The organism is Arsenicibacter sp. R0_47, assembly GCF_057652235.1.
In genome coordinates this window covers 80,140-104,959 of the sequence record NZ_JBYFCJ010000015.1, presented here as the reverse complement: position 1 = coordinate 104,959, position 24,820 = coordinate 80,140, and the positions used below count along the sequence as shown (strand labels likewise).

Genomic DNA, 24,820 nt, shown 5'->3' with positions numbered 1-24,820 from the left:
GTTTCTGAACCTGGCTTAGATGAACCCCGGCGTCTAAGCTGACGAGTCGGCGTTTAAGAGCGCGTTCTCGTAAATCGGTCCGCAAAAGTACGGTGATATTCTTAAAATGCAAATACAGTGACCAAAATTTTCTCAAAAAATAATTTCCACCCGTTTTTACTGCTATTTTTACCGTTCGCTAACTTTCAACGAATAACCATTACATGAAACACTTCTCATGGCTGGCCGGTCTGCTCTTTCTGAGCCTTACTGCGCTGGCACAAACCACCGTTATTACGCCTGAACAGTTCTTAGGCTACCGCATCGGCCAACGGTATACTCCGCACCACCGCGTACTGGCTTATGCCGAACAGATTGCCCGTCAGGCTCCCAACCGTATTAAACTGCTCCCCTACGGAACAACCTATGAAGGTCGCCCGCTGATGGCCGTGGCCGTGGCCAGCGAAGCCAACATGGCTAAACTGGAAGAAATCCGGACGGATAACCTCAAACGCATCGGTATGCTCGACGGCAAACCGGTGAATGCCTCCGGACCGGCCATTGCCTGGCTGAGCTATAACGTACACGGGAACGAAGCCGTCAGCTCGGAAGCCTTTATGGAGGTACTGTACGGGCTGGTCAGCGGTACGCACCCGATTGCCGGTAAGGTAGCATCTAACGCCGTGGTTATTCTCGATGCCGACCTTAACCCCGACGGCCACGACCGGTATGTGAACTGGTTTAACCAGATGCTGGGCTCGACCCCGAACCCGATCCCGTTTGCCCGTGAACACAACGAACCGTGGCCGGGCGGTCGCTACACCCACTATTACTTTGACCCGAACCGCGACTGGGCGTGGCAAACGCAGGAAATTACACAGCAGCGTATGGCGTTTTACCAGCAATGGATGCCGCAACTGCACGGCGACTTCCATGAAATGGGTGTTGAAAGCCCGTACTACTTCGCACCGTCGGCAAAACCCTACCACGAAGACATTACCGGTTTCCAGCGGCAGATGCAGCAGGTCATCGGCCAGTATTGCAGCCGCTATTTTGACCGCAACAACTGGCTCTACTACACCCGCGAACGCTTTGACTTATTCTATCCGAGTTACGGTGATACCTGGCCGACCTACAACGGCGCCATCGGCATGACCTACGAACAAGGTGGTAACAGCCGCTCAGGGCTGGCTATCGAGAAAATGGACGGCGATACCCTCACGCTCCGTCAGCGTATTGACCACCACGTTGCTGCCAGCTTTGCTACCCTGGAGGCCGCAGCGGACAAATCAGCCGACCTGGTGAAGGAATTTACCGGCTTTTTTGAAAAATCGCAGACCAATCCGGTTGGCCCCTATAAAACCTATGTCATTAAAAGTTCGGGTGATCTGGGTCGCATTCGTGCCCTGCGTAAACTGCTCGACCGCAACGGCATCCGCTATGGCATGGCTGGTAAAGCATCGGCGGCACCGGCGTTTAACTACATGACCCAGCAGAATGACAAGTCAGTATCGATTGGTGCCGAAGACCTGGTCATCAGTGCGTATCAGCCGAAATCGACACTGCTGAAAATCCTGTTTGAGCCGAAATCGATGCTGGAAGATTCGGTTACGTACGACATTACAGCCTGGTCACTGCCCTATGCCTATGGCCTGCAAACCTATGGCATGACTACACGCATGAACCCGGTAGCCTATCAGGAGCCGCAATCTGCGGCCGCTGCTCCGGCCGGCAAACCGTATGCCTACCTGGCTTCGTGGGAGTCGCTGCAATCGGTAAAGCTTCTGGCCACCTTACTGAACCAGAAAGTACGCGTCCGGTCGGCCGAAAAAACGTTTGAACTGGATGGGAAAACGTACAACGCCGGTACGCTGCTGATCACCCGTGCCGGCAACGAGCGCCTCGGCGACCGGTTTGATACCATGGTGCAGGAAGCCGCCAAATCGGCGGGTGTTGCTCTGACGCCGGCGGGCACCGGCTTCGTAACGAAGGGTTCTGACTTTGGCTCCGACTTTGTCATGGTCCTGAAAGCTCCGCGTGTTGGTCTGGTCATCGGCGAAGGCACAACGTCTACGTCATCCGGTGAGGTCTGGCACTATTTTGATCAGGATCTGGGATATCCGGTAACGCTGATTAATCCGGGCGACCTCGCCACTATTCAGTGGAACCGCCTCGATGTGCTGGTACTACCAACCGGTTCGGGTTATGGCCGCATCCTGAATGAACGCACGCTGACCGCCATGAAAGACTGGATCCGTGCCGGTGGCAAACTGATTGCCATCGAGCGTGCAGCGGATGCACTGGCCGGAAAAGCAGACTTTGATCTTAAAACGAAACCGGAAAAAGACGAAAGCCCGAAAGCAAAAGATAAAAAATCAGCCGCTGATTCCCTGAAAACGTATGCCAACCGCGAGCGCGACGCTATCGTTGACGAATCGCCGGGCAGTATTTACCGCATCACGCTGGATAATACGCACCCGCTGGCATTCGGACTGTCGGGCGGCTATTATGCCCTTGTGCAGGACACCCACAACTTTGATTTCCTGAAGGACGGCTGGAACGTCGGTTACCTGAAAGAGAACAACTATGTTGCCGGTTTCTCGGGTAAAAACGCGAAGGAAAAGCTGAAAAATACCCTGTCGATGGGTGTGCAGCAGATGGGTCGCGGCCAGATTGTGTATCTGGCGGATAACCCGCTGTTCCGCGGTTTCTGGTATAACGGGAAACTGCTCTTCGGTAACGCCGTGTTTATGGTCGGGAATTAATCATTTTGTTTGACAGGCCGGACCTTCCTGGAAGTTCTAAACTTCCAGGAAGGTCCGGCCTGTCAAACAAAAACAAAAAAAGCCGGAAGTTCCGGCTTTTTTTAGTAGTTAGTTGGTAATGAAATTTGTGAGGAAGGTCACTCACAAGGAAATCGGACTACATATATTTCAGGTCGTTATTCAATTTTAGTTTGATGACGCCCAGGCCATTCAGGAATTTCAGGAATGGATAGGTCGGATCAAATTCGTGCCAGCGGAAACCTCCGAAATTAGCCCGTCCGCCGAATTTATGGTGGTTATTGTGGTACGATTCGCCCATCATCAGGAAGTCAAACGGCAGCAGGTTTTTTGCCGTATCGTCTACCTTAAAATTGGTATAGCCATAACGGTGGGCATACCAGTTAATGATCGCGCCGTGAACCGGCCCCATCAGAAAATGGAACGGCAGCAGCAGGAACATCCACCACGACGTAGCGAAGTAGATATAAAACAGCACATAAGCCGTTCCCCATGCAATCCGCACAAACCAGCGGTCGCCCAGCCACTCCATAAATTCCCAGTTCGGCACACCCTTTTTGAATTTAGGGTCGATGTGATCACGGTTGTGTACGATATCATTGTAAAAGTTCTTGGTCTTCCACATCATATCGAACAGGTTATCAGAGTAATCCGGCGAGTGCGGGTCTTTTTCGGTATCTGCATAGGCGTGGTGCAGCCGGTGCATGATTCCATAAGCTCTGGGGCTCAGAAACGACGAACCCTGTGAAATAAACGTCAGTACATAGAAAAACTTCTCCCAACCCTTACTCATGGTAAACATCTGGTGGGCTGCATACCGATGCAGAAAGAACGTTTGCATAAACACCGATAGATACCAGTGGAGGAGAAAAAAACAAAGTATAATCATGTCAAACTTGGGTAATTGCTACTAAATCTGCCGCGAAACTACAGTCCGGATACGGCCTGCGTTATGATCACTGTCATAGCGGGTGAATTAATGTTTCGGCCAGAAAACGGCGGATCTGCTGACGGAAGCGCTGGTAGTCGGCGTCGAAATCGTCCATCTTTTCCTGCAGGTACCGCTGGTCCTTCCGGGTTTCCTGGTCGATCCGCTCCTGATTCCGGATGGCCACGACCATTTCTACATCCACATCATGCATTTCGTGCAGGATTTCCGGTACGAGCCGTTTGTAGTGCTCGATTTCATCGGCCAGCCGGGCACTCTGGCGGGCAACCTGCGGATCATTCACGGAATCCAGTAGTTCACGGTAAACGCCGAGTTGCTGTTCGGCGGTCCGGAGCTCGCTTTGCCAGATCCGGTGCAGCAGGTGGTAATCACTGATTTGCTGACTTACGGCAGTTTTCATAGTTTTATTGATTAGACGACGGCCAGCACCGGTATATCCGACTGACGCGCCATGCGTTGGGTATTACTTTCGGTAAAGAGTTGTTCAAACCAGCCATGTGCCTGTGGCAGCATCACCAGCATATCGGTTTTATGCTCGTCGATAAACCGCTGCAACTTTTCGGTCAGGTGCTCGCCTTTGATCAGACTCATGGTATGCGGCACCAACCGGAACAGCTCGCGTATGTGTTCGGCCGCCTTGCGCAAAGCCGGGTCTTCGGGGTTCGCTGTAATGCAGACCATATCTACCGCAGCCTCAAAGGCCAGTGCAAACCGGGCAACACTGTCGAGCGCCACGGCGTCCACCGTTTTGGTCAGGTCAAGGGCGAGGGTTAGTTGTCTGATATGCAGCGTTGAAATCGTTGGCGGAACCAGCAGCATCGGTACGGTGGTTCGGGCGATCATGGCGGTTGTGAGGCTGCCAAACAGCCGAGATGCCTGCGGCGCGTCGCCGGCGGTGCTCATCACCAGCACATCCGGTTTACATTCGTTTACGATCTCCTGTAATACGTCGAGCGTCAGGCCTTCACGGGCAACCACTTCTGCCATTACCTTTGTATTCGACGATTTAGCCAGTTTCCGGCGCAGCCGTGCCAGATTACGCATGGCCTCCAGCCGCTGGAGTTCGGGGTTCAGGGTGCCTTTTACCGGAAAATCGGTTTTGAACAGCCAGGGCTGATACGCATGAAAAAGCACCAGCCGTGCGTTGAGTTGAGCCGCCATCTGCATGGCGATCATCGAGGCATTTTCTGAGGCCTCCGAAAAGTCTGTAGCAAAAAGAATAGTTTTCATGGGGCACAAGGAATTTGGTTAATCAAAAGTAGATCAACCCGCCTGCGGCTCTCATGACTACCGTCAGCCTATAGCATGATTTACGGAGTTGCAGCCTGAACGCCGGATCCGGTTATCTTTGTCCCATGAATCCTGCTTCCGGCAAATACATCATCTATATCGGCCTTGCGATTGTGGCCGTTGGCGCGCTTATTTATTTTTTCGGGGATAAACTGAGGTGGCTGGGGCACTTGCCCGGCGACATCCGGATTGAAGGCAAAAACGGCGGCTTTTACTTCCCCATCGTCACCTGCATCGTTGTCAGTGTTGTTTTGAATCTGGTTATTACCCTGATCCGCAAATTCCTGTAGAGACGCAATATTTTGCGTCTCAGTGCTGCAAAAAGAGACGCAAGGTGTTACGCCGATTTTATTCGTAACGGCGCGCTGAGGGGTTTCGCTTTGAGGTCTCGGTTACCTTCTTCAGATCGCTGAGCTGGTAGGTCATTTTGTTGATATAATAAACCTCTTTACCCGTTCCGTCGTGGCTCGACGAGAATTTCTGCATGCCGCAGGCCAGAAAATACTGCCCGTACCAGGCCATGATGTTCTCATGATCCGACTGTAACAGTTCGCCTTTTTTATACATATCCTTGAGCGAAAAATTTTCCCGCTCCTTCAGGGTGTTGGCTCCCTGAATCACTTCAGTATGGATTTTGTCTTTATTCGGGTAGGCCAGTACCAGTTTGTCATCCCGCTGTGAGACCTGCACTTTCTCCGTCAGCTCGCTGCTTTCAAGATCCTCAATCGGCAGGCAGTTGTCCCACAACAGATTACCCTGCCGGTCAAACCCACACACAAAGGCGTGCGTGTACCGGTACCCTTCGTAATAGCGGTCAGCACTGCGGGTAACATTGCCGGTATACGGCAAGGCGGTCCCCCGGTACTGCGGATAATATACTTCGGCCAGCAGTACCAGCCCGTCGCTGGTCAGCATCGGATCATGGACCAGCAGCCGGTACCGGAATTTAAAGTCTTTGCCGGTTTCCTTGCGCTTCAGAATTTTGGCAATCAGCTTTTCCTGCCGGCGCGGTTTCAGGTAGTTAAAGAAATTCTTTAACTGCGAAAATTCAATAAACTGAATGTTATCCGGATTGGCAGGACCATTGTCAGCGCCATGCACACGGGTAACATATACGCCCTGCGAGTAAGGCGTACAATCCGTTGAATAGTTGCCGATCAGTACCTGCTCCTGCTCATTGATGCGAACCAGTTTTCCCGAGATCAGGCTGCGCTCAGCTCCATCGAACTCCACAGTACGCAGCGGTTTGCTTTCGTAATTATAGGATCGCAGCGAAAACTGGCATTTTTTCCGCATCGTGTGGACCAGCACATGCACCTCCCGCCGCGCTTCATCAATTTCAAGGCTGCTGATTTCCTGATGGTTTGAATACAGGCCCGGCAGCACTTTCATGGTTTTGTCAAAAAACGAAAACGACAGAATTACCGGCCGTTCCCGATGGTAACCGCCGATATAGGCCTGTCCGTTCAGCACCTTAAACTGCTGCACGGTAAGGCCGTATAACAATTCCCCTTCAAACGTTTCGGTGATACCGTCTTCCAGATTTATCCGGAAAAACAGGTAACGTTCCGAGTCGGATTCGTGGAACAGCCAGTACATGTATTCCGCATTGTGGAACGAGGTAACGGCATTGTATTTATAGTCCGGTTTGTAGTCAACCGCCCATTGCTCTTTCAGATCGGTAGTGTAACGGATAAACCGGAACTGCATGGATGAGGCGGCGTAATAGCCGCTGCGGCGTACAGTCAGCAACGCTCCCCGTTCCTGCAAGGGTGTCACATCAAACGTCTCATCCTGATTTTCATCCGGGACAATTTCGATCCGTTTGGCCTGTTCAAACTGGGCCCAGACAGGCTGCGCCAGGCAACAACCCAGTAAACCAATGCCGAAAAGGAGACGTTGAAGCATACAATTGTTTTTTGACTAAAAGGCTTAAGTTACCGTTTTTCTACCAGTCAGCCCTCCTGTAGCTGACGGTTTTGGTGTGTCTAAGCGGATAACCGATTAAATGGGCTGATGGTTTTGGCATGGAGATCAAAGCCTATCCCATTCATTATCATTTGAACAGGGTGCCGGCAACTACTCATGCAAACGGTTATAGTCCGGCTCCCGGCATAATCTACCTATCCCGCCCTGCTACAACATTCTGAATCCCTGCCGGACGAAAACCGGAGAAAGCTTAGTACTTTTGCGCCCATAAAAATACCACCGCTGAAGCGGTAGATGATGTAAATGGACATTCAGGACCAGCTTAAACAGGATATTCAACAAGCCATCAGCACCTTGTATGGCACTACCATCGACGAGGTAACGCTGCAACCGACCAAAAAAGAATTTGAAGGACTCTATACGTTCGTAACCTTCCCGCTTACCAAAGCCCTCCGCAAACCACCGCACGGAATCGGGCAGGAAATCGGCGCATGGCTTCAGGAAAACTCGCCGGTCGTCAGCGGCTTCAATGCTGTGCAGGGCTTTCTGAACCTGAGCATTGACGATGCCGTGTGGCTGAACGTGCTGAACAGCATTCTGGGTAACCCGACATTCGGTACCCTACCGAAGAAAGACGAATCGGTGATGGTTGAGTTCTCTTCACCGAATACCAACAAGCCGCTTCACCTCGGCCACCTCCGCAACAACTTCCTCGGCGATTCGGTCAGCCGGATTCTGGAAGCGAATGGCTATGATGTCGTAAAAGCATGTCTGGTCAACGACCGGGGGATTCACATCTGTAAGTCGATGCTGGCTTACCAGAAATTCAGCAACGGCGAAACCCCGGAATCGGCCGGGATGAAAGGCGACCACTTTATCGGCAAATATTATGTCCTGTTCGACAAGGCTTACAAGGCTGAGATTGAGCAGTTGGTTGCCGGTGGCATGGACAAGGAAGCGGCCGAGAAAAAAGCCCCGCTGATGCAGGAAGCCCAGGAAATGCTCCGGAAGTGGGAACAGGGCGACGACGCTACGGTTTCGCTCTGGAAACAGATGAACGAGTGGGTGTTTGCCGGCTTCGACGAAACCTACCGCAAAATCGGCGTCAGCTTCGACAAAACCTATTACGAATCAAACACGTACCTCCTCGGCAAGGATGTCGTGGAGGAAGGGCTGGAAAAAGGCGTTTTCTACCGTAAAGACGACAACTCGGTCTGGATTGACCTCACCAGCGAAGGACTCGACCAGAAACTGGTGCTCCGGTCTGACGGCACATCGGTATACATGACCCAGGATCTGGGCACGACCGATATTAAGTTTCAGGACTTCGGCACCAACCGCATGGTCTGGGTAGTGGGTAACGAGCAGGATTACCATTTTAACGTGCTGTTTGCGATCCTGAAGCGACTGGGCCGTTCCTACGCGCCGGGCTGCTACCACCTGTCGTATGGCATGGTCGACCTGCCAAGCGGGAAAATGAAATCGCGGGAAGGCACCGTAGTTGATGCCGATGACCTGATCCACGAAGTGACCAACGCCGCCTCTGAAGCCGCCGAGCAAGCCGCCAAAAGCCGGTATGACGACATGTCGGAAAGCCAGCGGGACGCCCTGTTCCGGATGATTGGCCTGGGGGCCCTGAAATATTACCTGCTCAAGGTTGATCCGCAGAAACGGATGATGTTCAACCCTGCCGAGTCGGTTGACGTGCATGGCCATACCGGGCCGTTTATTCAGTATACCCATACACGGACCAAATCGGTAGAGGCCAAGGCGATACAGAACGGTTTGCTGACCGGAGAATTAACACGGATTGCTATTCCGGAACGTGTTCAGTTACACGAACTTGAGCAGCAATTGATCTACCTGCTGAGCCAGTATCCGCAGCGGATTGCCGATGCCGGAGCGGTCTATGCGCCCTCGCAGCTGGCCCAGTTTGCCTATGATCTGGCGAAGACGTATAACCAGTTCTATGCCGAGGTGTCGATCCTGCAGGAACCCGACGTACAAAAAGCTCAGATTCGCCTTGCAATTTCTCAGGCAGTCGGTCAAACCATTCGTAAGGTTATGTCGTTATTAGGCATTGAAGTACCTGACAAAATGTAAACCAAACCAATGAAAAAGCCCGTTCTATTAACCATCGCTACACTGGCGGTCATCGTTACCCTTTCTAGTTTCATGTCGGTAAGCCGTATCATCAAACACATTTTCAGCAACAAAAGCGCCGTTTACACGGCTCCTGCAACTATGGACTATGCTGGTACAAAATCCCTGTACGATTTCACGATGAAGTCGCTGGAGGGCAAATCGGTCAATCTGGATAAGTTCAAAGGCAAAAAAGTGGTGTTGCTCAACACCGCTTCAGCCTGCGGTTACACGCCACAGTACGCCGACTGGGAGAAATTCTACAAAGAGCACGGCGACAAAGTAGTGGTGCTGGGCTTTCCGGCCAACAACTTCGGCAACCAGGAATCAGGCAGTAATCAGGAAATCGCTTCGTTCTGCCAGAAAAACTACGGGGTAACGTTCCCGATGTTTGAGAAAATCGACGTGGTTGGCGAAAACCAGCACCCGCTGTATCAGTGGCTGTCGAAAAAAGACCAGAACGGCTGGAATGACCAGGCACCTAAGTGGAACTTCTGCAAGTATGTAGTAAACGAAAAAGGTCAGGTGACCCATTTCTTTGCCTCGGCCGTGAAACCTACAGCGCCGGAATTTCTGAAAGCAGTTGGTCTGGAATAGAAATTTTTAAGCTTGTTTGAATGAGTGAATTGCAGAATCAGCAAATGATTGTGTAATTCACTCATTCATTTTTGAGACCTGTATGAAAAGTTGGCTTGCTGCGGCCCGTCCGCGCACTCTCCCGCTGGCACTGGCCAGCATTATCTTAGGCAGTTTTTTAGCCGCTGCCGCCGGCCAGTTCAGCTGGACAATCACCCTGCTGGCGTCCCTGACGACCATCTTCCTGCAAATTCTGTCTAACTTCGCCAACGACTACGGCGATGCGATATCAGGCAAGGATACCGCTGAACGCGTAGGTCCGCGCCGCGCCGTGGCCACCGGTCTGATCACAAAGGAAGCCATGTTTAAAGGTATCGTGGTGACATCAGCCCTGTCGCTCATTACCGGCATCTGGCTGCTGATCGAAGCAACGTCGCAACCGGCCATTACCACGTCTGATGCCACCGGTACGTCCTACACATTCTGGATTTTTCTGGTGCTCGGGGTGTTGTGTATCGCCGCCGCCATTGCCTACACCAACGGCAAACGTCCGTACGGCTATGCCGGTTTCGGGGATATTGCCGTGCTGATCTTTTTCGGCTGGGTCGGCGTGATGGGCACGTATTATCTGCAAACCATGTCGTTTGCCGCTACCTTGCTGCTGCCTGCCAGCAGTGTGGGCTTTTTTGCCACGGGCGTACTGAATATCAACAATATCCGTGACATCGAAACAGATGCTAAAACCGGCAAGAATTCGATTCCGGTGCGGTTGGGCCGCGCCCGTGCCATTCAGTACCACTGGTTTCTGCTGCTGGGCGGCATGGCTATGGCGCTGACGTATTCGGTGCTGTCGGGCGCTCCGACGATTGGCTACCTGTATGTGCTGTCATTTCCGTTGTTCATTATCAACGGCCGTGCCATCGCGAATCATAGCCAGGCCGGCAGCCTGAACCCGCGGCTAGGTCAGCTGGCGCTTTCGACATTGCTGTTTGTGATTCTGTTCGGACTGGGACAGGTGTTGTAAAAACAGTGGTGGCACGACTTTGAGTCGTGCCACCACTAAATCTTCTACTAAAAAGCAATAGACGAACTCCCCGAAGGTTTAGAACCTTCGGGGAGTTTTTATAACAGCGCTATAAAAACTTCACAACCCGCCGCGTCACCTGCTTGCCGTTGACCTCAATGCGGATCAGGTAGATTCCGGCGGTGGCAGGCAGTTGCAGCTGGCTATGATGCGCAGTCGAGGCCTTAAAACCTTTAGTCTGCACCACCTGCCCCTGCGTATTCAGCACGGTCAGCGTAGCTGCCTGTGGGGTTGGCAAAGTCAGGTCTACTGACACCTGGCCCGACGTTGGATTCGGGTACACGGCCAGTGTACCACCTGCCAGCTCCCCGGCTCCCATAATTACCTGCACGGTCACCACGGCCTGGCCTGATACCATACCAGTCCCGCAGTTGTTCTCTACGCGTTGAATCTGATAAGTAGTGGTCGCCTGTGGCTGTACCGTCAACGTAACCGGCGAAGTAGTAGCGGAGAATGCTGTTCCGTCGCTCAGAACGCCCTTCCACGGCCCGTCGCCGGTAAAGGTGATCGATAACGGGGTACTGCTGCCCTGCATAATGGTGGCGTTACCGCTGAGGCTGGCCATCGAGAGGCCTTTCACCGCAAACGTGGCGCTCTCCACCGATTCGGCAAAATCGACCGATTTCGTCACCACACGATAGCGGTAGCCACTGCCCGCCGGCAAAGCGGCCGGAATCGTGGCGCGCAGGTTCTGGCGGGTGCCGCTGCCGATGACCGTCGGCGCATCAAACCGGCCGGCCGCATCAGAAAGCTGAATGTCATATGTCCACTGATCAGCTTTCGTCGAATTTTCAGCGGTTATCAACACCGGAAAGCTGGTGCCGACGCAGACCGATGTTGCCGGAGGCGTTGCCGGTACAAGGCGTGGTTTGGGCAGGACACTGAGCTGAAACTCATCGCGGAGGCAGTTCAGCGGATCAGTCACGGCAAAACTGCCCGGCTGGGTTGGCGAAACGGTAATTGACCGGCCCGTCTGGCCCGATTGCCAGCGATACTCACCCGGCCACGACGCCTGCAATTCGCGTTGTTCGCCATATTCCAGCGAAAGCCGCTGTGTGCGGTTTGTGTTTTTCAGAATCGTAAACTGATCACCGATTTGCCCCGTACTGGTCAGCCATTTAACGTCCATCCGGTTGTCGTTCATGTCGATCAGCACGGAACCACCCACGGTGGTATTACTGTAGGCCATCGCTACGTGCGGATAATCGGCGGCAACCGCCTGGTCCATCTGTCCCCCAGAACCGGCCACGATGTAGACCGTACCCTCCCCTTTTGCCAGCATCGGACAGCTGTTCGGCGTCCCGTCATACCGCCCGTTGGTTTGTTCTGCCAGATCAGTGCTTTTCGTGAACGATGTCGACGGCCCTTTCAGTCCCCGCAACCGGTACGACCGTTCGTAGAGGTGGCTGTGGCCCGACAAAACCAGATCAACACCATACCGTTCCAGAATGCCGGTCAGGTTCTCGCGGATTACAATTAATTCAGGATCAGTGTCGGAATTATGTGATCCTTTCGAGTACGGCGGGTGATGAAAAAATACCACCTTCCAGGGCTGTTTTGTTGCGGCCAGATCCCGTTTAAGCCATTGCACCTGCGTACCGGTTGTATCGGCCAGCCGCCATAGACCGGCTTCGTAGCCATACGAGTCGAGGGCTACAAAATGGACATTCCCGTAGTCGAAGGAATAATACTGTTTTGAGCCGGATGCCAGCCCCCCTGCTTCGCCCTTTTGCGGGAAATTGAACAGGTTAAAATACGGCAGGTCGCGTACATCGGCATTATTGCCATAATCATGGTTTCCCGGCACCGGCCAGAACGGCAGATTCGGCAAGGTTTTGGTATATGCGTTAAAGACAAACTGCTGAAACTGTTCGTCATATCCGGCCGAATAGGCATTGTCCCCCAGCCATAGCCAAAGGTTTGCCGGATTCTGCGCTGCGACTTTTTTGTACTGGTCATAGGTCGCATACTGGTTGTCGGTACCGCACCCGAAATCGCCCAGCGCCCAGATCCGGAACGGACGGCGGTCACCGGCCGGCAATGCGGTTTTAAACGTATAATCGGCCCCGTAGGCGATTTTTGTATCCGGCTGTCCGACGGCATAAAAATAGGTAGAAGCCGGTTGCAGGCCGGTGAGCGAAACGATGTGTTCGGTGGTCGGCTGTGTTTCCGACGCGATGGCTGTCATCTGGTCGGGGTTGGTACCGTACCACACCTGACCGGTTACGGCCTTATCCGTTCGCCAGCGGACAGTTATACCCGTTGGCGTGACCACCTGCAGGTATGGAATCCGGGTCAGGTAAGCGGTTGGTTGCTGAGCCAACAAAGGCAGGCTGTTCAGAAGGATCAGCCATGTAATGTATAGATTTTTGTGCATATGAAGATCGGGCATAAGCCTCTCTATACAACAAAACTACCAACGAATCCTCTTTTTTACAGCACATTCCGGGAAGTTCCTGCCAAGACGGCAATTCGTAGGGGCAACCCCACGTGGTTGCCCATCCATCTGGAGGGTGCATAAAATTGACGGCGTCCATAACGTTAAGCCGACTGTCTTCACGGGTAATCAATATCTGTGTCTGCATTGGGTCTGGCTCGCTCCAGTTACAACTATCAGCCGACCCTGTAAGCATTCTATTACATATATTATCTAAAGACAGCACAAAAGTGGAATTACGTCTTGAAGAGACCGTTGATTTAAACAACGGTCACGTAACTCATCCAGACCATGCCGAAATAAACTGTACACCTGTAGGCTGACGGAGTTAACCACCCGACAAGGAATGGCTATGCCCTGCCTGACTAACCAGCTACCCGTTTCAATCGCCCATATCAGGCTCATTGATAAGAAAAACAGCAGCCGACGTAGCCGACGATGGTCCCGGACACGACACGCTTCTAAGTCGAAGCCACGCGATTGGTGAGTAAAACTCGCAAGCACGGGAGCGAAAGGGACAAAAGACAATCCACCAACACTATTAGGAATACGGTGCCGCCTCAACCGACCGTCAGTTTGAGGCGGCCTCTTCCATGATTTATCGGTGAACTGCAACCTGCTCACCAGCGGCTGATCATAGCCAGGCAATTTATGGGAGCCGACTTGCCCAGGTATAACGTTCTGGCGGTGGATAGCGAGAGCTCCGATTTGAGCGTCTCCATGGAGGGATCAATTTTCAGAATCCTGCTGAGTTCCTGCGTCAAAAAGGAATCGACATGAAAATACCCAAGTGCCCATTCTCCGAAATAAGGAATCTTTTTGTATCCAATTCCTATCACTAGCAGATATTTTTGTTGGTATATGGCCAAAAAGTTTGTTTATCGTAAAAGAAAGAGCAATTTTTAGCCACAAAACCCAGCGTAACCATATAAAATGTCTTCAGGACTATATAAAATTTCTACTTCTGGTAAACTCATTTTACTGGATACTGAAGTGCTGCGATCTGTTCCTAAACCAGCTTCTATTCAGACGCCCCATTCAACATTCATCCCTCTACCAATAAGGCCTTAGTTATACTCAACAGTGAATAAGAGAACCCACTAAGTCTCTATGGAGACTAATGGCACCCTAGTGAGTACCAATTTCAACACAACCTTAATTAATAGTTAACATGTACATTGTGTATCAAAGTTGTCGTCGGACAGGTTCATTGTTTGATTTTATGCCGGCATGGCAAATGGATTGCTATGCCAGACATTTATTTGCTCTTGTAATGCTAGTGCTTAGTGGGCTAACGGCTACCCTGGAGGTAAAGGCCCAGGCTCCATGTACGTATACACCCAGCAACATTTCTCTTTCTTACGGGGTTGGAGGAATTTCGGGTTTTGGAGGACCTTCTTATGCACCCGTATCGTATACCGTAAATGGTACACAAAATGGGGCGCCAAGGTGGACAAGCAGCCCCTCTTACTTTGCAGCACCCTCATATAACATCGTTTGGTCGAGTGCGAATTCGCGCTGGGAGATTATTGACGCCAATTATAATAATTATTTGATAGCCCATACCACCACGGGCTCTATCACAAATTTGCCTTGCTCAAGTTCCGGTTGGGTAATAGATGACGCTGACGATGTTGGTTATGCCGAAAGCATCAACTTAACCGGCGGCTGCGGGTCGCTTGTTCCTCCTTCACTAACCGTTACCGCAACGCCAAGCCTAACCATTGGCGGTGGCAACAGCGTTACACTTAGTGCGTCGGGAGCCAGCAGTTAGCGCTGGAGTACTGGCGATCAGACGGCTAGTACCATAGACACGCCAACATCGACAACGGCCTATTCGGTAACGGGTATCACGACCAGCAACTGCTCACTTACGGCCACTGCCACCGTAACCGTACAGGTTAGTGCGCTTACACTTGTGACCTCGGCTATGCCTGCTACCTTGTGTGCTGGAAGTGCAACATCATTGACCGTTGCAGTGACAGGCGGGATTAAGCCGTATAGTTATACATGGGTAGCTCCGGCAGGGGTTTTGTTAAGTGCAACATCCACCAGCGTAGTTTCAGCTACTGCGACTACGTCTGGTGTAAAAACACTGACGATAACAGTAGCCGGTACAGGTGGTGTACCTGTAAGTACCAGTACGGTTGCCATTACGGTGAACAGTTCGCCGACGGTAAGCATCGAAGCCTCGTCAACGAGTTTGAGTGGCGGTCAAAGTGCAACCCTGACGGCCTCGGGGGCTAATAGTTATACCTGGAATACGCCCTCGAATGCGACGGCCATAACGGTATCACCTGTGACGACGACGGTGTATTCGGTAAGTGGTAGCCAGAACGGTTGCGTTGGGGAGGCCAATATAACCGTATCCGTGAATTGTGTGGCGCCTATAGCAAAGGCGATCTCGGTAACGATGACGAGTGTCCTGGGCCCGGGCAATTGCACGGTGAGTCTTCAAGGGCAGGGTACAGGGACATCATTTGTGGTTACGGGCCCTGGCGGTTATGTTTTTAGCAATGTGTATCGGCGTGTGGGCACGTATTCACTGAGTGCCATGGGTGTTACCAAGCCCGGGACGTATACGTTGACGGCAAAGGCAGCGAATGCCTGCGGTCAGGAAAGTGTTGATACATATACTTACATTGTTACCGGTACCGCTTGCCCGTAAGTAAGGTAGTTAAACCAGTTGCTTTGACATACGAGTTAGCATAACCCCTGTGTTAGTGAATTCTTGATCGCAAGTTTACGGTCAATGGTTGCTTGCACAGGGGTTATTTGCTTGAATAAGCAAGTAATTACTCTACCAGAAGAAAAAACAACCATATTAGTTGAGAGATTGGTGTCAATCCATCAATTTTAAAGCCTGGAAAACTAGTGCTGATAAAGTAATTTCCCTTATCGCTTGCGTTCCGCGAGTGATTTTCCCAAAAGGTTATGTATAATTTTTTATGCATGAAGAGGGCAGAACTGAAATCGCTCTATGCAACAAAGCTACAAATGAACCCTCTCCTTTCGGGAAGTTTGTATGCGCTCTTTTGTGTATGGCAATACGCACAAATACCTGCCCGCTGACCGTATGACCCATTCGTCACAAACCCGTAGGGGCAACCCCACGTGGTTGCCCGACTAACCGGAGGGTGCAGAACTTCGGGCGACCACCAATCAACTTCGGGCGACCACCAATCAACTTCGGGCGACCACGTGGGGTCGCCCCTACGATCGACTGCAACAGTTGATTGAATACGATTTTGGGTGTACATTTCCGTCAAAAACATGAAACAACTTGTTTACGTAACCCTTGTACTGTTAACGGCAGCCGCTTGTCAGCGGGGAACGGTTCCGAACACGAAACGCGTCGTCATCACCGGCATCGACGCCACGAAAAAGCCCGGCAATGATTTTTTCACCTATGCAAACGGCATCTGGAACGATACAGCCCAGATTCCGGCCAGTCAGGCGGGCGTCGGCTCCTATTCCTTCCTGAACTACCCGCAACGCATCCGGCTTCAGGGCATTCTGGACAGTGTATCGGCCACCCCGCAGCCTAAAGGCAGCCTTGAACAAAAGGTCGGTGATTTTTACGCCTCCGGTATGGATACCACGGCTATCAATAAGCGCGGCTATGACCCGATCAAGCCCTTGCTGGCCCGCATCGACGCGTTGAATGACGTCGCATCCATGCTGGCGCTGGCCGCTAACGAACACAAGGAAGGGAACCGGTCAGTTATCGGCTTTTACGTTGGTCCTGACAACCGGCAGAGCAGCATCAACATTGCCCAGTTCCAGCAAACCGGCATCGGGCTTCCCGAACGCGAGTATTACTTTAAAACGGATTCGTCGACCCTCGGCATCCAGAAAGCATACCGTGCCTACCTCACCCACTTGTTTGAGCTGACCGGCACTAGTCAGGCCGCCGCCGAAAACGCAGCAGCTGTGGCGTATGGGCTGGAAAAGCAACTGGCCGGCGCCCACCGGACAAACATTGAGCGGCGCGACGTAAAGGCGAACTATAACAAACTGGCCGTGGCCGATCTGGCCCGGAAACACGCTGCGCTTGCCTGGCCTGCGCTGCTACAGCATCTGGGTGTGCAGGCCGATTCGGTAAACGTCGCTCAGCCTGGCTACTACGACAAGCTGAATGAACTGCTGACCACCGTTCCGCTGGCAGACTGGAAGCTCTATTTAAAAGCCCGTGCCTTAACCAATTATGCCAATTACCTGAGCCAGCCGTTTGTCGATGCGTCGTTCGCCTATACCAAAGTGCTGACAGGGCAGGCGGTAAAGAAGACACGGGCCGAAGAAATGACCCAGGCTGTCGACGGGTCACTGGGCGAAGCCCTGGCACAACTCTACGTAAAAAAGTATTTTCCGGAAGATGCGCGGAAGCGGATGGCCGTGCTGGTCGACAACCTCAAAAAAGCGTTCGAGACCCGCATCACGAAACTGGACTGGATGAGTGATTCCACCAAAGCCCGCGCGAAGGAAAAACTGTATGCGTTCACCGAAAAAATCGGTTATCCGGATAAATGGCGGGATTATTCTGCCGTTGAGGTGCAGCGGGGGGCTTACTTCGAAAACCGTCTGGCCACGAATAAGAATGATTACCTGTACAATGTGGCTAAAACCGGCAAGAAAGTTGACCGCACCGAGTGGCATACCACGCCGCCGACCGTAACGGCCTACAACAATCCGCCGCTGAATGAGATTGTGTTTCCGGCCGGTATCCTGCAACCGCCCTACTTTGACGTGAATGCCGACGATGCGCTGAATTACGGCGGTATCGGGATGGTAATCGGCCATGAAATCACCCACTCCTTTGACGATCAGGGGGCTCAGTACGACAAATATGGCAATGTGGCCAACTGGTGGACCAAATCGGATTACGCCAAATTTAAAGCCAGAACCCAGCAGGTGATTGACCAGTATCACCAGTTTACCGTACTGGATTCGGTACACGTGAAAGGTGCCCTGACAGTTGGCGAAAACACGGCTGACATTGCGGGCGTGGCCATTGCCTACGACGCCTTTAAACTGACCAAACAAGGCAAGAGCACAGAAAAACTTGACGGTTTCACGCCCGACCAGCGCTTTTTCATCTCGATTGCGCGGATCTGGCGGGTGAAAACGCGGAATGCTTACATGGGAATGTACGTTAACACCAACCCGCATTCACCGGCAAAATGGCGCGTAAACGGTCCGCTGATGAATTTCACGCCGTTCTACAAAGCCTTCAATGTGCAGCCCGGCGATAAAATGTACAAAGCAGAAAAAGACCGGATTACGGTCTGGTAAGGCAGAAAAGCATCCGGCGTATTGACCTCTCCGGATGCTTTTTCATCTTGTTAGTTAACCTGGAATTCGGGCAAAGGCAATGCCCCGGCCAGCAACTGTACGTAAGCAGATTCCGTAAAGTGTATCTGTTTCCGTACAGTTTTAAATCCTTTTTTTGCTCCATGCAAACAGAATTAACGTTTTTACCCGGTATTGACCGAATCCGGCAGGATACGCCCGGCTGTACCGGTGATACCTTGTTTATGAACAGTGCGGGGGCTTCGCTCATGCCCGGGCCCGTTTTGTCCGCCATGACAAAACACCTTCAGCTGGAAAATGAGTTGGGCGGCTACGGGGCTGAGCGGCAGCAGGCGGGGCAAATTGCCCGTTTTTACGACGAAACCGCTTTGTTGTTGAATACAAAACCTGATAACATTGCCTATGCCTACAGCGCAACGGACGCCTTTATCCGGGCCATGTCATCCATCCCGTTCCGCGAGGGCGACACGATACTAACCACAAATAATGACTACATTTCCAACCAGCTGGTTTTTCTTTCGCTGCAAAAGCGGCTGGGTATTCAGCTGATCCGGATTAATGACCTGCCTGACGGTGACCTGGATCTGTCGCATCTGGAGGATCTGTTACGCAGGCACAGCCCCCGGCTGGTTGCCATTACCCATATACCCACTAATTCCGGCACAGTGTTGCCTGCCGAAGCAATCGGGCAGCTGTGCCATCAGTATGATGTCTGGTACCTGCTCGATGCGGCGCAGTCGGTCGGGCAGCTGCCGCTGGATGTCACCCGGATCCGGCCCGATTTTCTGGTGGCGACGGGGCGCAAGTTTCTGCGCGGCCCGCGTAATACCGGTTTTCTGTACGTCTCCGACAAGGCTTTGCAGGTTGGCCTTACTCCGTTGTTTGTCGAACGCCGGGGAGCCAGCTGGACTGCCCCCGATCAGTTTACCATCCAGCCCACCGCCCGTCGTTTTGAACCACAGGAAATTTCGCTCCTGATTATGGGCCTGGCTGAAGCCATTCGGTATGCAAACCAGATTGGTATCCAACAGATTGCGGCCCATAATCAGCTCCTGATGCAACAGCTCCGGCATGGCCTTGCTCCGCTTCCGGGCCTTACATTGATGGACCGTGGCCCGGTGCTAAGCAATATTCTGACGTTTCATGTGGCAAACCGGTCGCTTCCGGCACTTGAAGATGACTTACGGCAGGCAGGTATTGTCTTCACGGCTCAGCAAGCACAGGCAGCGCTGATCGATTTTCAACGCAAGGGCATTGACTGGATTATCCGCCTGTCCCCGCATTATTTCAACACCAGTGACGAAATCACAGCCGTGTGCCGGATCATTTCCCGTTGTCTGGAATAGGTAGGGGCGACCCCACGTAGTCGCCCATTTTTACGTGGTCGCCCATTTTTACGTGGTCACCCATTTTTACGTGGTCGCCCATTTTTACGTGGTCACCCATTTTTACGTGGTCACCCATTTTTACGATTTTGATCGGGTAACCACATTGGGTCACGGTCTTGATTTGGTTTTACGGATCGTAACCGGTACGCAAAGGTTCGGCGGACAGTCGCAACTGACGGACATGGTGACCGTTACGTCGCGGAAACAGCCAAGGGTGTTGTATACCCGCACGGTGTAGGTTTTCGCCTGATTCAGGGTGCTGGCAATCACCCCGCCGGCAGGTACCGGAACCGGAGTCGCCTGAAGTGCTACGGCGGCGTTAAATGACGTCCCTTCTGAATACTGGTAGGTAAACTGGCTGGTATCGCTACCCAGACCGGCCAGCCGGAGCGAACCATTGGCCTGGGGCTGATTGCTCAGACAGGTCGGGCGAATCGCTGCCACCGTATATAGCGGAATGCTGTCTGATTCGATGTAAATCGGGCAGCAGGTCAGATCAGGACATTGTACAGCTCCTTTGTAGCCGATTACCCGGTACTCGCCGAGGGCGGTGGCCGTGAAACTAGTCAGTAGACCGTCATAAACCTTTTCAGTACCACGGTACCATTCGTAGCGGGTATATCCGGCCGGTGCGGTCAGTTCAATAAGCACCGGATCACCGACACAAACCTTCACCGGGACCGACAAACACACCTGCGATACCTGCCCGCCGGTAGCCGCCGACGCATATACGACGCCTTCGTTAATGATACTCACTGAATAGACCAGCGTTGCCGTTGTACTGGCCGGCAGGTTACCCACATTCCAGAGGCTGGTCAGCGAGTTGGGCGAGAATGCTCCCTGTGAGACGTTGACAGAGGCCGGCACAATGACCCCGCCGCCAACTGAATCACGGACAGCCACCGCACTCGCTGCTACCGGCCCGGTATTGGCAACCACCACGGTAAACGTAACCAGACTGCCTAACTGTGCCTTAGTTGCCGACACAAACTTCTGTACCGATACCTGCGGACTGAGAACCGTTACAGTTGTAGCAGCGGTTGCCGTACAGCCGTCAGCCGTTGTACAGGTGGCAGCATAAGCCGTTGTTATTGTTGGTGATACAACCTGACTGACGCCGGTGAAGGAATTACCCCAAACCACCGTACCGCTTGTACACCCACCGGCCAGCAATGTTGTGCTGGTCCCTATGGCAAGCGTAGAACCGGTGGCGGATGTAAGTGTCAGCGTGGCCGGTACCTCTTCGATCACCAACGGACAGCAGGACTGCTGCTGGCAGGTTCCGGTGCCATCGTCGACCAGCACTTTGTATTCACCGGCCGTGGTGGCAGTATAGCTGTTCAGCGGCCCTTCCTGCACCAGTGTGGTACCATTATAAAATTTATAGGAACTGTACCCGGCCGGCGCATTGACCCGCACGACATAGTTACTGCCCGGACAAACGCGAATCGGTATCGACGTACAGACCTGCACTGTATCTACGTTCTGGATAGTACTGGTAACATTTACAACGCCTTCTCCGACTACGCTGGCCGAATAGGTTAAGGTCGCCGAGGCGTTGGCCGGCAATGTCGCAAACGCCCAGGTATTGGTCGGGATACCCGCCGTAAACGTACCGGTTGATGCGGTTGCCGAATTAGGAATATAGGTTGCTTTCGCAGAGATATACTCTTCCACTACCACATTGTTGGCGGCGGCATTACCGGTATTAGAAACGATAACGGTATACGTCAACACCTCGCCAACTTTTGCCCGTCCTTTACTGACCAGGGTCGACAATGATAGTCTGGGTACAGGCTGAACCGTAATTGTCCGGGTTGCCGTTGCCACGCAGGTTTCGCCGACAGTACAGGTAGCGGTATAGGTGGTGGTTTGAGGGGGCAGAGCGGTGATCTGTGTTCTGCCGTTGTCAGTAGCTCCGGTAGACCAGCGCATCGTTCCGTACTCGCAACCGGCAGCGGTCAACGTTACGGCATTACCCTCGGTAATAGTGGTTGCCGGAGCTACCGTAAGTGTAAGCGACGGTGCAGGAACAACTGTAATGTTCGCAGTAGTCGAAACGGATCCCGTACTTTCGGTACAGGTTATTTTAAAGGGGATATTGGTTGGAGTTTGTACCGGCGCGGTCTGAAAACTGATCGAACTCGTTGGTCCTCCAATACTCACACCATTTCCCTCCCACATTATTGTTCCCGTACAACCCGTTGATACCAGAGTTGCCATCTGGCCTGAACAAGCCGTAACAGAAGCTACACTGATAGCGGGCGGGGCGGTAATGAAAGCAGTTGTACCAAATACTTTCAAGTGACCAATCAAGACGAACCAGATAACAAACAACAATGCTTTGATACCTGTTCTGAAAAGTGCATAAACGTTCTGAGTGTAGTGAATGGGCATATCCTTAGCTACTAGAAAAGAGAGAATATAAACGGATTACATATTCATCATACTCTTATCAAAAGGAATGCCATTTACGAAGTACAAATGATACTTAATAACTCTATTAGTACAATTTAATACCTAAAATACAGTATTCGGTAACAAAAAAATCAGACACATTGTCCCCAACAAAAGAGTAAGAGACCTGATTTTGAAGGGAGTTAGCTCAACATACTATACGAGCCGTATGACCATAATTATTTTTTATTTTTTTTCAGTACTGTCGTAAAATACTGGGTAGAATCGGCCTGAAGGCGGATTCCGGAGCTACCGAATGAATAGAAATAACGGGTTCCGGGTTCGAGATTGCTCAGCGTGACGTAATGATCCGTAATCTGCTGGTTATTGAAGATTGCCCCGTTCAGCTGATGCATCCGCAGGCCGTATAATACGCGGCTGTTTGACGGTGTGTCGGTATGCCAGCAGATGGTCACACTTGTCTCGGTCAGGTTCTGGATATAGGGGCCTTTCACAATCCGGGGCGGACTGGTCAGTAACAGAAAAAATGTAACGGCAAGTAAGAGTTGATGCATATTATTCAGTGTTAATCGGTTTTGGCTCAGCAAACAACAAAGTACCGGTTCTTTTTACATTTTTTTAATCTCAGGCCGCAAGTTACCGGCAACTTTCTGACCTAAGTACGTATAACCCCGACAAAATACCTTGATTTTAGAAGCAGAACTGATACCCCGACTCAAGAAAGGCGATGAAAAAGCCTTCCGCTATCTGGTAGAGACCTACCAGCGTCGGGTCTATAATACGATTCTGGCTCTGGTACAAAACGCCGAAGAGGCAGAAGACATTGCACAAGAGGTATTTGTCGAAGTTTATGAGACCATTTCGGCTTTTCGGGGCGAAGCAAAGCTATCGACCTGGCTTTACCGGATTGCCACTTCGAATGCGCTGAAAGCCATTCAGAAAAAGAAAGCACAGAAACGGTTTTCCTTTTTGAGCAGTCTGTTCGGAACACATAACGAAGTGATCTACCACCCGCCTGATTTTCATCATCCGGGAGTAGCCCTGGAAGATAAGGAACAAATGCAGCATTTGTTTGCGGCCGTCGCCCGGTTCCCTGACAAACAAAAAGTAGCCTTTACGCTTCACCACCTGGACGGATTGAGTTACCAGGAAATTGCGGAAGTCATGCAAACGTCCCTTTCTTCGGTTGAATCCCTGATTCACAGAGCTAAACAGAATTTAAAAAAGCAATTGAAACACATTCTAATCTTTCATTAAATCATGTACTCATCACAAGACGATAACTGGAACGATCTGTTTGGCAAACTGGGTAAACTCAACCCTGCCGAACCGAAACCGTTTTTTTATACCCGGGTGCAGGCCCGTCTTGACAACCGGAAAGCACAGCGAATCAACTGGCTGCTGAATCCGGCCTATGCCATCGCGGCCTTAAGCCTGCTGGTGCTGATCAATGTTGCCGTGGCCTTTAACCAGGGCGGCAACGAGCTTACAACAACCGAATCGACTACTTATGACGGCTTTGTGGCCGAATATCATCTTCTTCAATTTAACTGGGATGCCAATGAATGAGAAATCAAAAACCCGCCTGTTAACCGGTATTATTGTTGCGTTGGTTGTGCTGAACGCCGCTTTGCTGGCGTGGATGTACTTGGGCCCGAAACACCCGCCGCACTGGCGCGGAGGAAACCGGTGGAAGTCATTTTTAGCTGATACCCTTGCCTTTTCTCCCGAACAACGCGTTCAGTTCGACACACTGCGCAAACAGTATTTCAGGGAGACGATGCCAATGGCTAAAGACCTGAAAAAAGCACGTCAGGAGTTTTATAAACTCCTCGATGATACCACGCTGACGCAGGCCCAGCTCACGGAAAAAGCCTCGGTGATCAATAACCAGGTGGCCAATATGGATGTGATTACCCTGCTGCATTTCCGGAAAGTAGCGGCAATCTGTACGCCGGCACAGCGTGAAAAGCTCAAAAAGATCCTGATTGAGATGCCGTTTGTCGACCGGGGTATGGGCCGTGGCGGCGGACCTCCGTTCGGTGGCTGGCGTAAACACGAAAAACATTAATTTTTTTTGCTACCCGCCGCAAGTTTTACCAAGCGAATCGTCCTAAGACATAAATACTAAACACAATCATGAAAAAAGTAATCTTAGCAGCCAGCCTGTTGGCTACCTTAACCATCAGCCAGAGCTTTGCGCAGGACCAGCCACGCCGCGAAGGCCGTCGTGACAGCACTAACCGTGGCGGTGGCCGCGGCGGTATGATGCGCGACATGGCCCAGGTCGAAGAAAAAGACCTGCCGCAAAGCATCAAAGATTATGTAAAGAAAGAATTTTCCGCTGCGGAATTCCGTCGTGCCGGTAAAAATACAGAAGGTCAGTACATGGTGATGATGACCGAAGGCGAGAAACGTCTAATGCTGACGTTCGACGAAAAAGGTGTTTTTGTCAGCAAGCGCGAGATGCAGGGTCGCCCGGGTGGTGGCGGAAACGGCGGCGGCCAACGCAACAAATAATTACCGCACTGGTTT

At 51.9% G+C, this 24,820-nt stretch carries 21 protein-coding genes; 13 read left to right on the top strand and 8 right to left on the bottom strand.

Annotated elements, in window-relative coordinates; all coding sequences use genetic code 11:
* Nucleotides 1–203: 203 nt before the first annotated feature.
* The gene (locus AC23NW_RS21935; RefSeq protein WP_487452047.1) at nucleotides 204–2,744 is read left to right on the top strand and encodes a M14 family zinc carboxypeptidase; all 2,541 of its coding nucleotides are present in this window, start codon (nucleotides 204–206) and stop codon (nucleotides 2,742–2,744) included.
* Between the two features lie 157 nt (nucleotides 2,745–2,901).
* Here the strand turns inward: AC23NW_RS21935 and AC23NW_RS21930 are convergent, their stop codons facing one another.
* The 3 genes from AC23NW_RS21930 to AC23NW_RS21920 all read right to left on the bottom strand — a co-directional run bounded on the left by AC23NW_RS21930 (nucleotide 2,902) and on the right by AC23NW_RS21920 (nucleotide 4,941).
* Entirely contained in the window at nucleotides 2,902–3,651 is a 750-nt protein-coding gene (locus AC23NW_RS21930) for an acyl-CoA desaturase (protein WP_487452046.1), read from the bottom strand.
* A gap of 73 nt (nucleotides 3,652–3,724) precedes the next feature.
* Complete coding sequence (locus tag AC23NW_RS21925) at nucleotides 3,725–4,111, bottom strand: hypothetical protein (protein ID WP_293836192.1); 387 nt, start codon at nucleotides 4,109–4,111, stop codon at nucleotides 3,725–3,727.
* Between the two features lie 11 nt (nucleotides 4,112–4,122).
* Entirely contained in the window at nucleotides 4,123–4,941 is an 819-nt protein-coding gene (locus tag AC23NW_RS21920; protein WP_293836190.1) for a universal stress protein, read from the bottom strand.
* 125 nt (nucleotides 4,942–5,066) lie between these two features.
* Between AC23NW_RS21920 and AC23NW_RS21915 the strand changes: the two genes are divergently transcribed.
* Entirely contained in the window at nucleotides 5,067–5,291 is a 225-nt protein-coding gene (locus AC23NW_RS21915; RefSeq protein WP_293836188.1) for a DUF2905 domain-containing protein, read from the top strand.
* Nucleotides 5,292–5,349: 58 nt separating this feature from the next.
* Here the strand turns inward: AC23NW_RS21915 and AC23NW_RS21910 are convergent, their stop codons facing one another.
* Complete coding sequence (locus tag AC23NW_RS21910) at nucleotides 5,350–6,909, bottom strand: hypothetical protein (protein ID WP_487452045.1); 1,560 nt, start codon at nucleotides 6,907–6,909, stop codon at nucleotides 5,350–5,352.
* 324 nt (nucleotides 6,910–7,233) lie between these two features.
* Between AC23NW_RS21910 and argS the strand changes: the two genes are divergently transcribed.
* The 3 genes from argS to AC23NW_RS21895 all read left to right on the top strand — a co-directional run bounded on the left by argS (nucleotide 7,234) and on the right by AC23NW_RS21895 (nucleotide 10,672).
* Nucleotides 7,234–9,033 (top strand): arginine--tRNA ligase, encoded by a 1,800-nt coding sequence (gene argS / locus AC23NW_RS21905; RefSeq protein ID WP_487452044.1) that lies wholly within the window; start codon nucleotides 7,234–7,236, stop codon nucleotides 9,031–9,033.
* A gap of 9 nt (nucleotides 9,034–9,042) precedes the next feature.
* Nucleotides 9,043–9,669 carry a glutathione peroxidase gene (locus AC23NW_RS21900; protein ID WP_293836182.1) on the top strand — a complete coding sequence of 209 codons (627 nt, stop codon included), beginning with the start codon at nucleotides 9,043–9,045 and terminating at the stop codon, nucleotides 9,667–9,669.
* Nucleotides 9,670–9,751: 82 nt separating this feature from the next.
* Nucleotides 9,752–10,672, top strand: coding sequence for a 1,4-dihydroxy-2-naphthoate polyprenyltransferase (locus AC23NW_RS21895; protein ID WP_487452043.1), 921 nt, complete (start codon nucleotides 9,752–9,754; stop codon nucleotides 10,670–10,672).
* Between the two features lie 109 nt (nucleotides 10,673–10,781).
* On the opposite strand, the gene AC23NW_RS21890 is transcribed toward AC23NW_RS21895, so the two are convergent.
* Complete coding sequence (locus AC23NW_RS21890) at nucleotides 10,782–13,109, bottom strand: metallophosphoesterase (RefSeq protein WP_487452041.1); 2,328 nt, start codon at nucleotides 13,107–13,109, stop codon at nucleotides 10,782–10,784.
* A 1,648-nt stretch (nucleotides 13,110–14,757) separates the two neighbouring features.
* On the opposite strand from AC23NW_RS21890, the gene AC23NW_RS21885 reads away from it, so the two are divergent.
* The 4 genes from AC23NW_RS21885 (at nucleotide 14,758) to AC23NW_RS21870 (ending at nucleotide 19,825) form a co-directional block, all read left to right on the top strand.
* On the top strand, nucleotides 14,758–14,943 hold the full coding sequence (locus tag AC23NW_RS21885) for a hypothetical protein (protein WP_487452040.1): 186 nt from the start codon (nucleotides 14,758–14,760) through the stop codon (nucleotides 14,941–14,943).
* A 192-nt stretch (nucleotides 14,944–15,135) separates the two neighbouring features.
* Nucleotides 15,136–15,837: a hypothetical protein gene (locus tag AC23NW_RS21880; RefSeq protein ID WP_487452039.1), complete on the top strand. Its 702-nt coding sequence runs from the start codon at nucleotides 15,136–15,138 to the stop codon at nucleotides 15,835–15,837.
* A gap of 605 nt (nucleotides 15,838–16,442) precedes the next feature.
* Nucleotides 16,443–18,461, top strand: coding sequence for a M13 family metallopeptidase (locus AC23NW_RS21875; protein WP_487452037.1), 2,019 nt, complete (start codon nucleotides 16,443–16,445; stop codon nucleotides 18,459–18,461).
* Nucleotides 18,462–18,622: 161 nt separating this feature from the next.
* Complete coding sequence (locus AC23NW_RS21870; RefSeq protein WP_487452036.1) at nucleotides 18,623–19,825, top strand: aminotransferase class V-fold PLP-dependent enzyme; 1,203 nt, start codon at nucleotides 18,623–18,625, stop codon at nucleotides 19,823–19,825.
* On the opposite strand, the gene AC23NW_RS21865 is transcribed toward AC23NW_RS21870, so the two are convergent.
* The 3 genes from AC23NW_RS21865 to AC23NW_RS21855 form a co-directional block, all read right to left on the bottom strand.
* Nucleotides 19,803–19,979 carry a hypothetical protein gene (locus tag AC23NW_RS21865; protein ID WP_487452035.1) on the bottom strand — a complete coding sequence of 59 codons (177 nt, stop codon included), beginning with the start codon at nucleotides 19,977–19,979 and terminating at the stop codon, nucleotides 19,803–19,805. The genes AC23NW_RS21870 and AC23NW_RS21865 overlap by 23 nt on opposite strands.
* Nucleotides 19,976–22,264: a DUF11 domain-containing protein gene (locus AC23NW_RS21860; protein ID WP_487452033.1), complete on the bottom strand. Its 2,289-nt coding sequence runs from the start codon at nucleotides 22,262–22,264 to the stop codon at nucleotides 19,976–19,978. Before AC23NW_RS21860 ends, AC23NW_RS21865 begins: the two co-directional genes overlap by 4 nt.
* 239 nt (nucleotides 22,265–22,503) lie before the next feature.
* Complete coding sequence (locus AC23NW_RS21855; protein WP_293836166.1) at nucleotides 22,504–22,839, bottom strand: fibronectin type III domain-containing protein; 336 nt, start codon at nucleotides 22,837–22,839, stop codon at nucleotides 22,504–22,506.
* Nucleotides 22,840–22,969: 130 nt separating this feature from the next.
* On the opposite strand from AC23NW_RS21855, the gene AC23NW_RS21850 reads away from it, so the two are divergent.
* From AC23NW_RS21850 to AC23NW_RS21835, 4 genes are all read left to right on the top strand, one after another.
* On the top strand, nucleotides 22,970–23,542 hold the full coding sequence (locus tag AC23NW_RS21850) for an RNA polymerase sigma factor (protein WP_487452032.1): 573 nt from the start codon (nucleotides 22,970–22,972) through the stop codon (nucleotides 23,540–23,542).
* Between the two features lie 3 nt (nucleotides 23,543–23,545).
* Nucleotides 23,546–23,854, top strand: coding sequence for a hypothetical protein (locus AC23NW_RS21845; RefSeq protein WP_487452030.1), 309 nt, complete (start codon nucleotides 23,546–23,548; stop codon nucleotides 23,852–23,854).
* Nucleotides 23,847–24,356: a Spy/CpxP family protein refolding chaperone gene (locus AC23NW_RS21840; protein WP_487452029.1), complete on the top strand. Its 510-nt coding sequence runs from the start codon at nucleotides 23,847–23,849 to the stop codon at nucleotides 24,354–24,356. Before AC23NW_RS21845 ends, AC23NW_RS21840 begins: the two co-directional genes overlap by 8 nt.
* A gap of 68 nt (nucleotides 24,357–24,424) precedes the next feature.
* Nucleotides 24,425–24,805 (top strand): hypothetical protein, encoded by a 381-nt coding sequence (locus AC23NW_RS21835; RefSeq protein ID WP_293836158.1) that lies wholly within the window; start codon nucleotides 24,425–24,427, stop codon nucleotides 24,803–24,805.
* The last annotated feature ends 15 nt before the right edge of the window (nucleotides 24,806–24,820 follow it).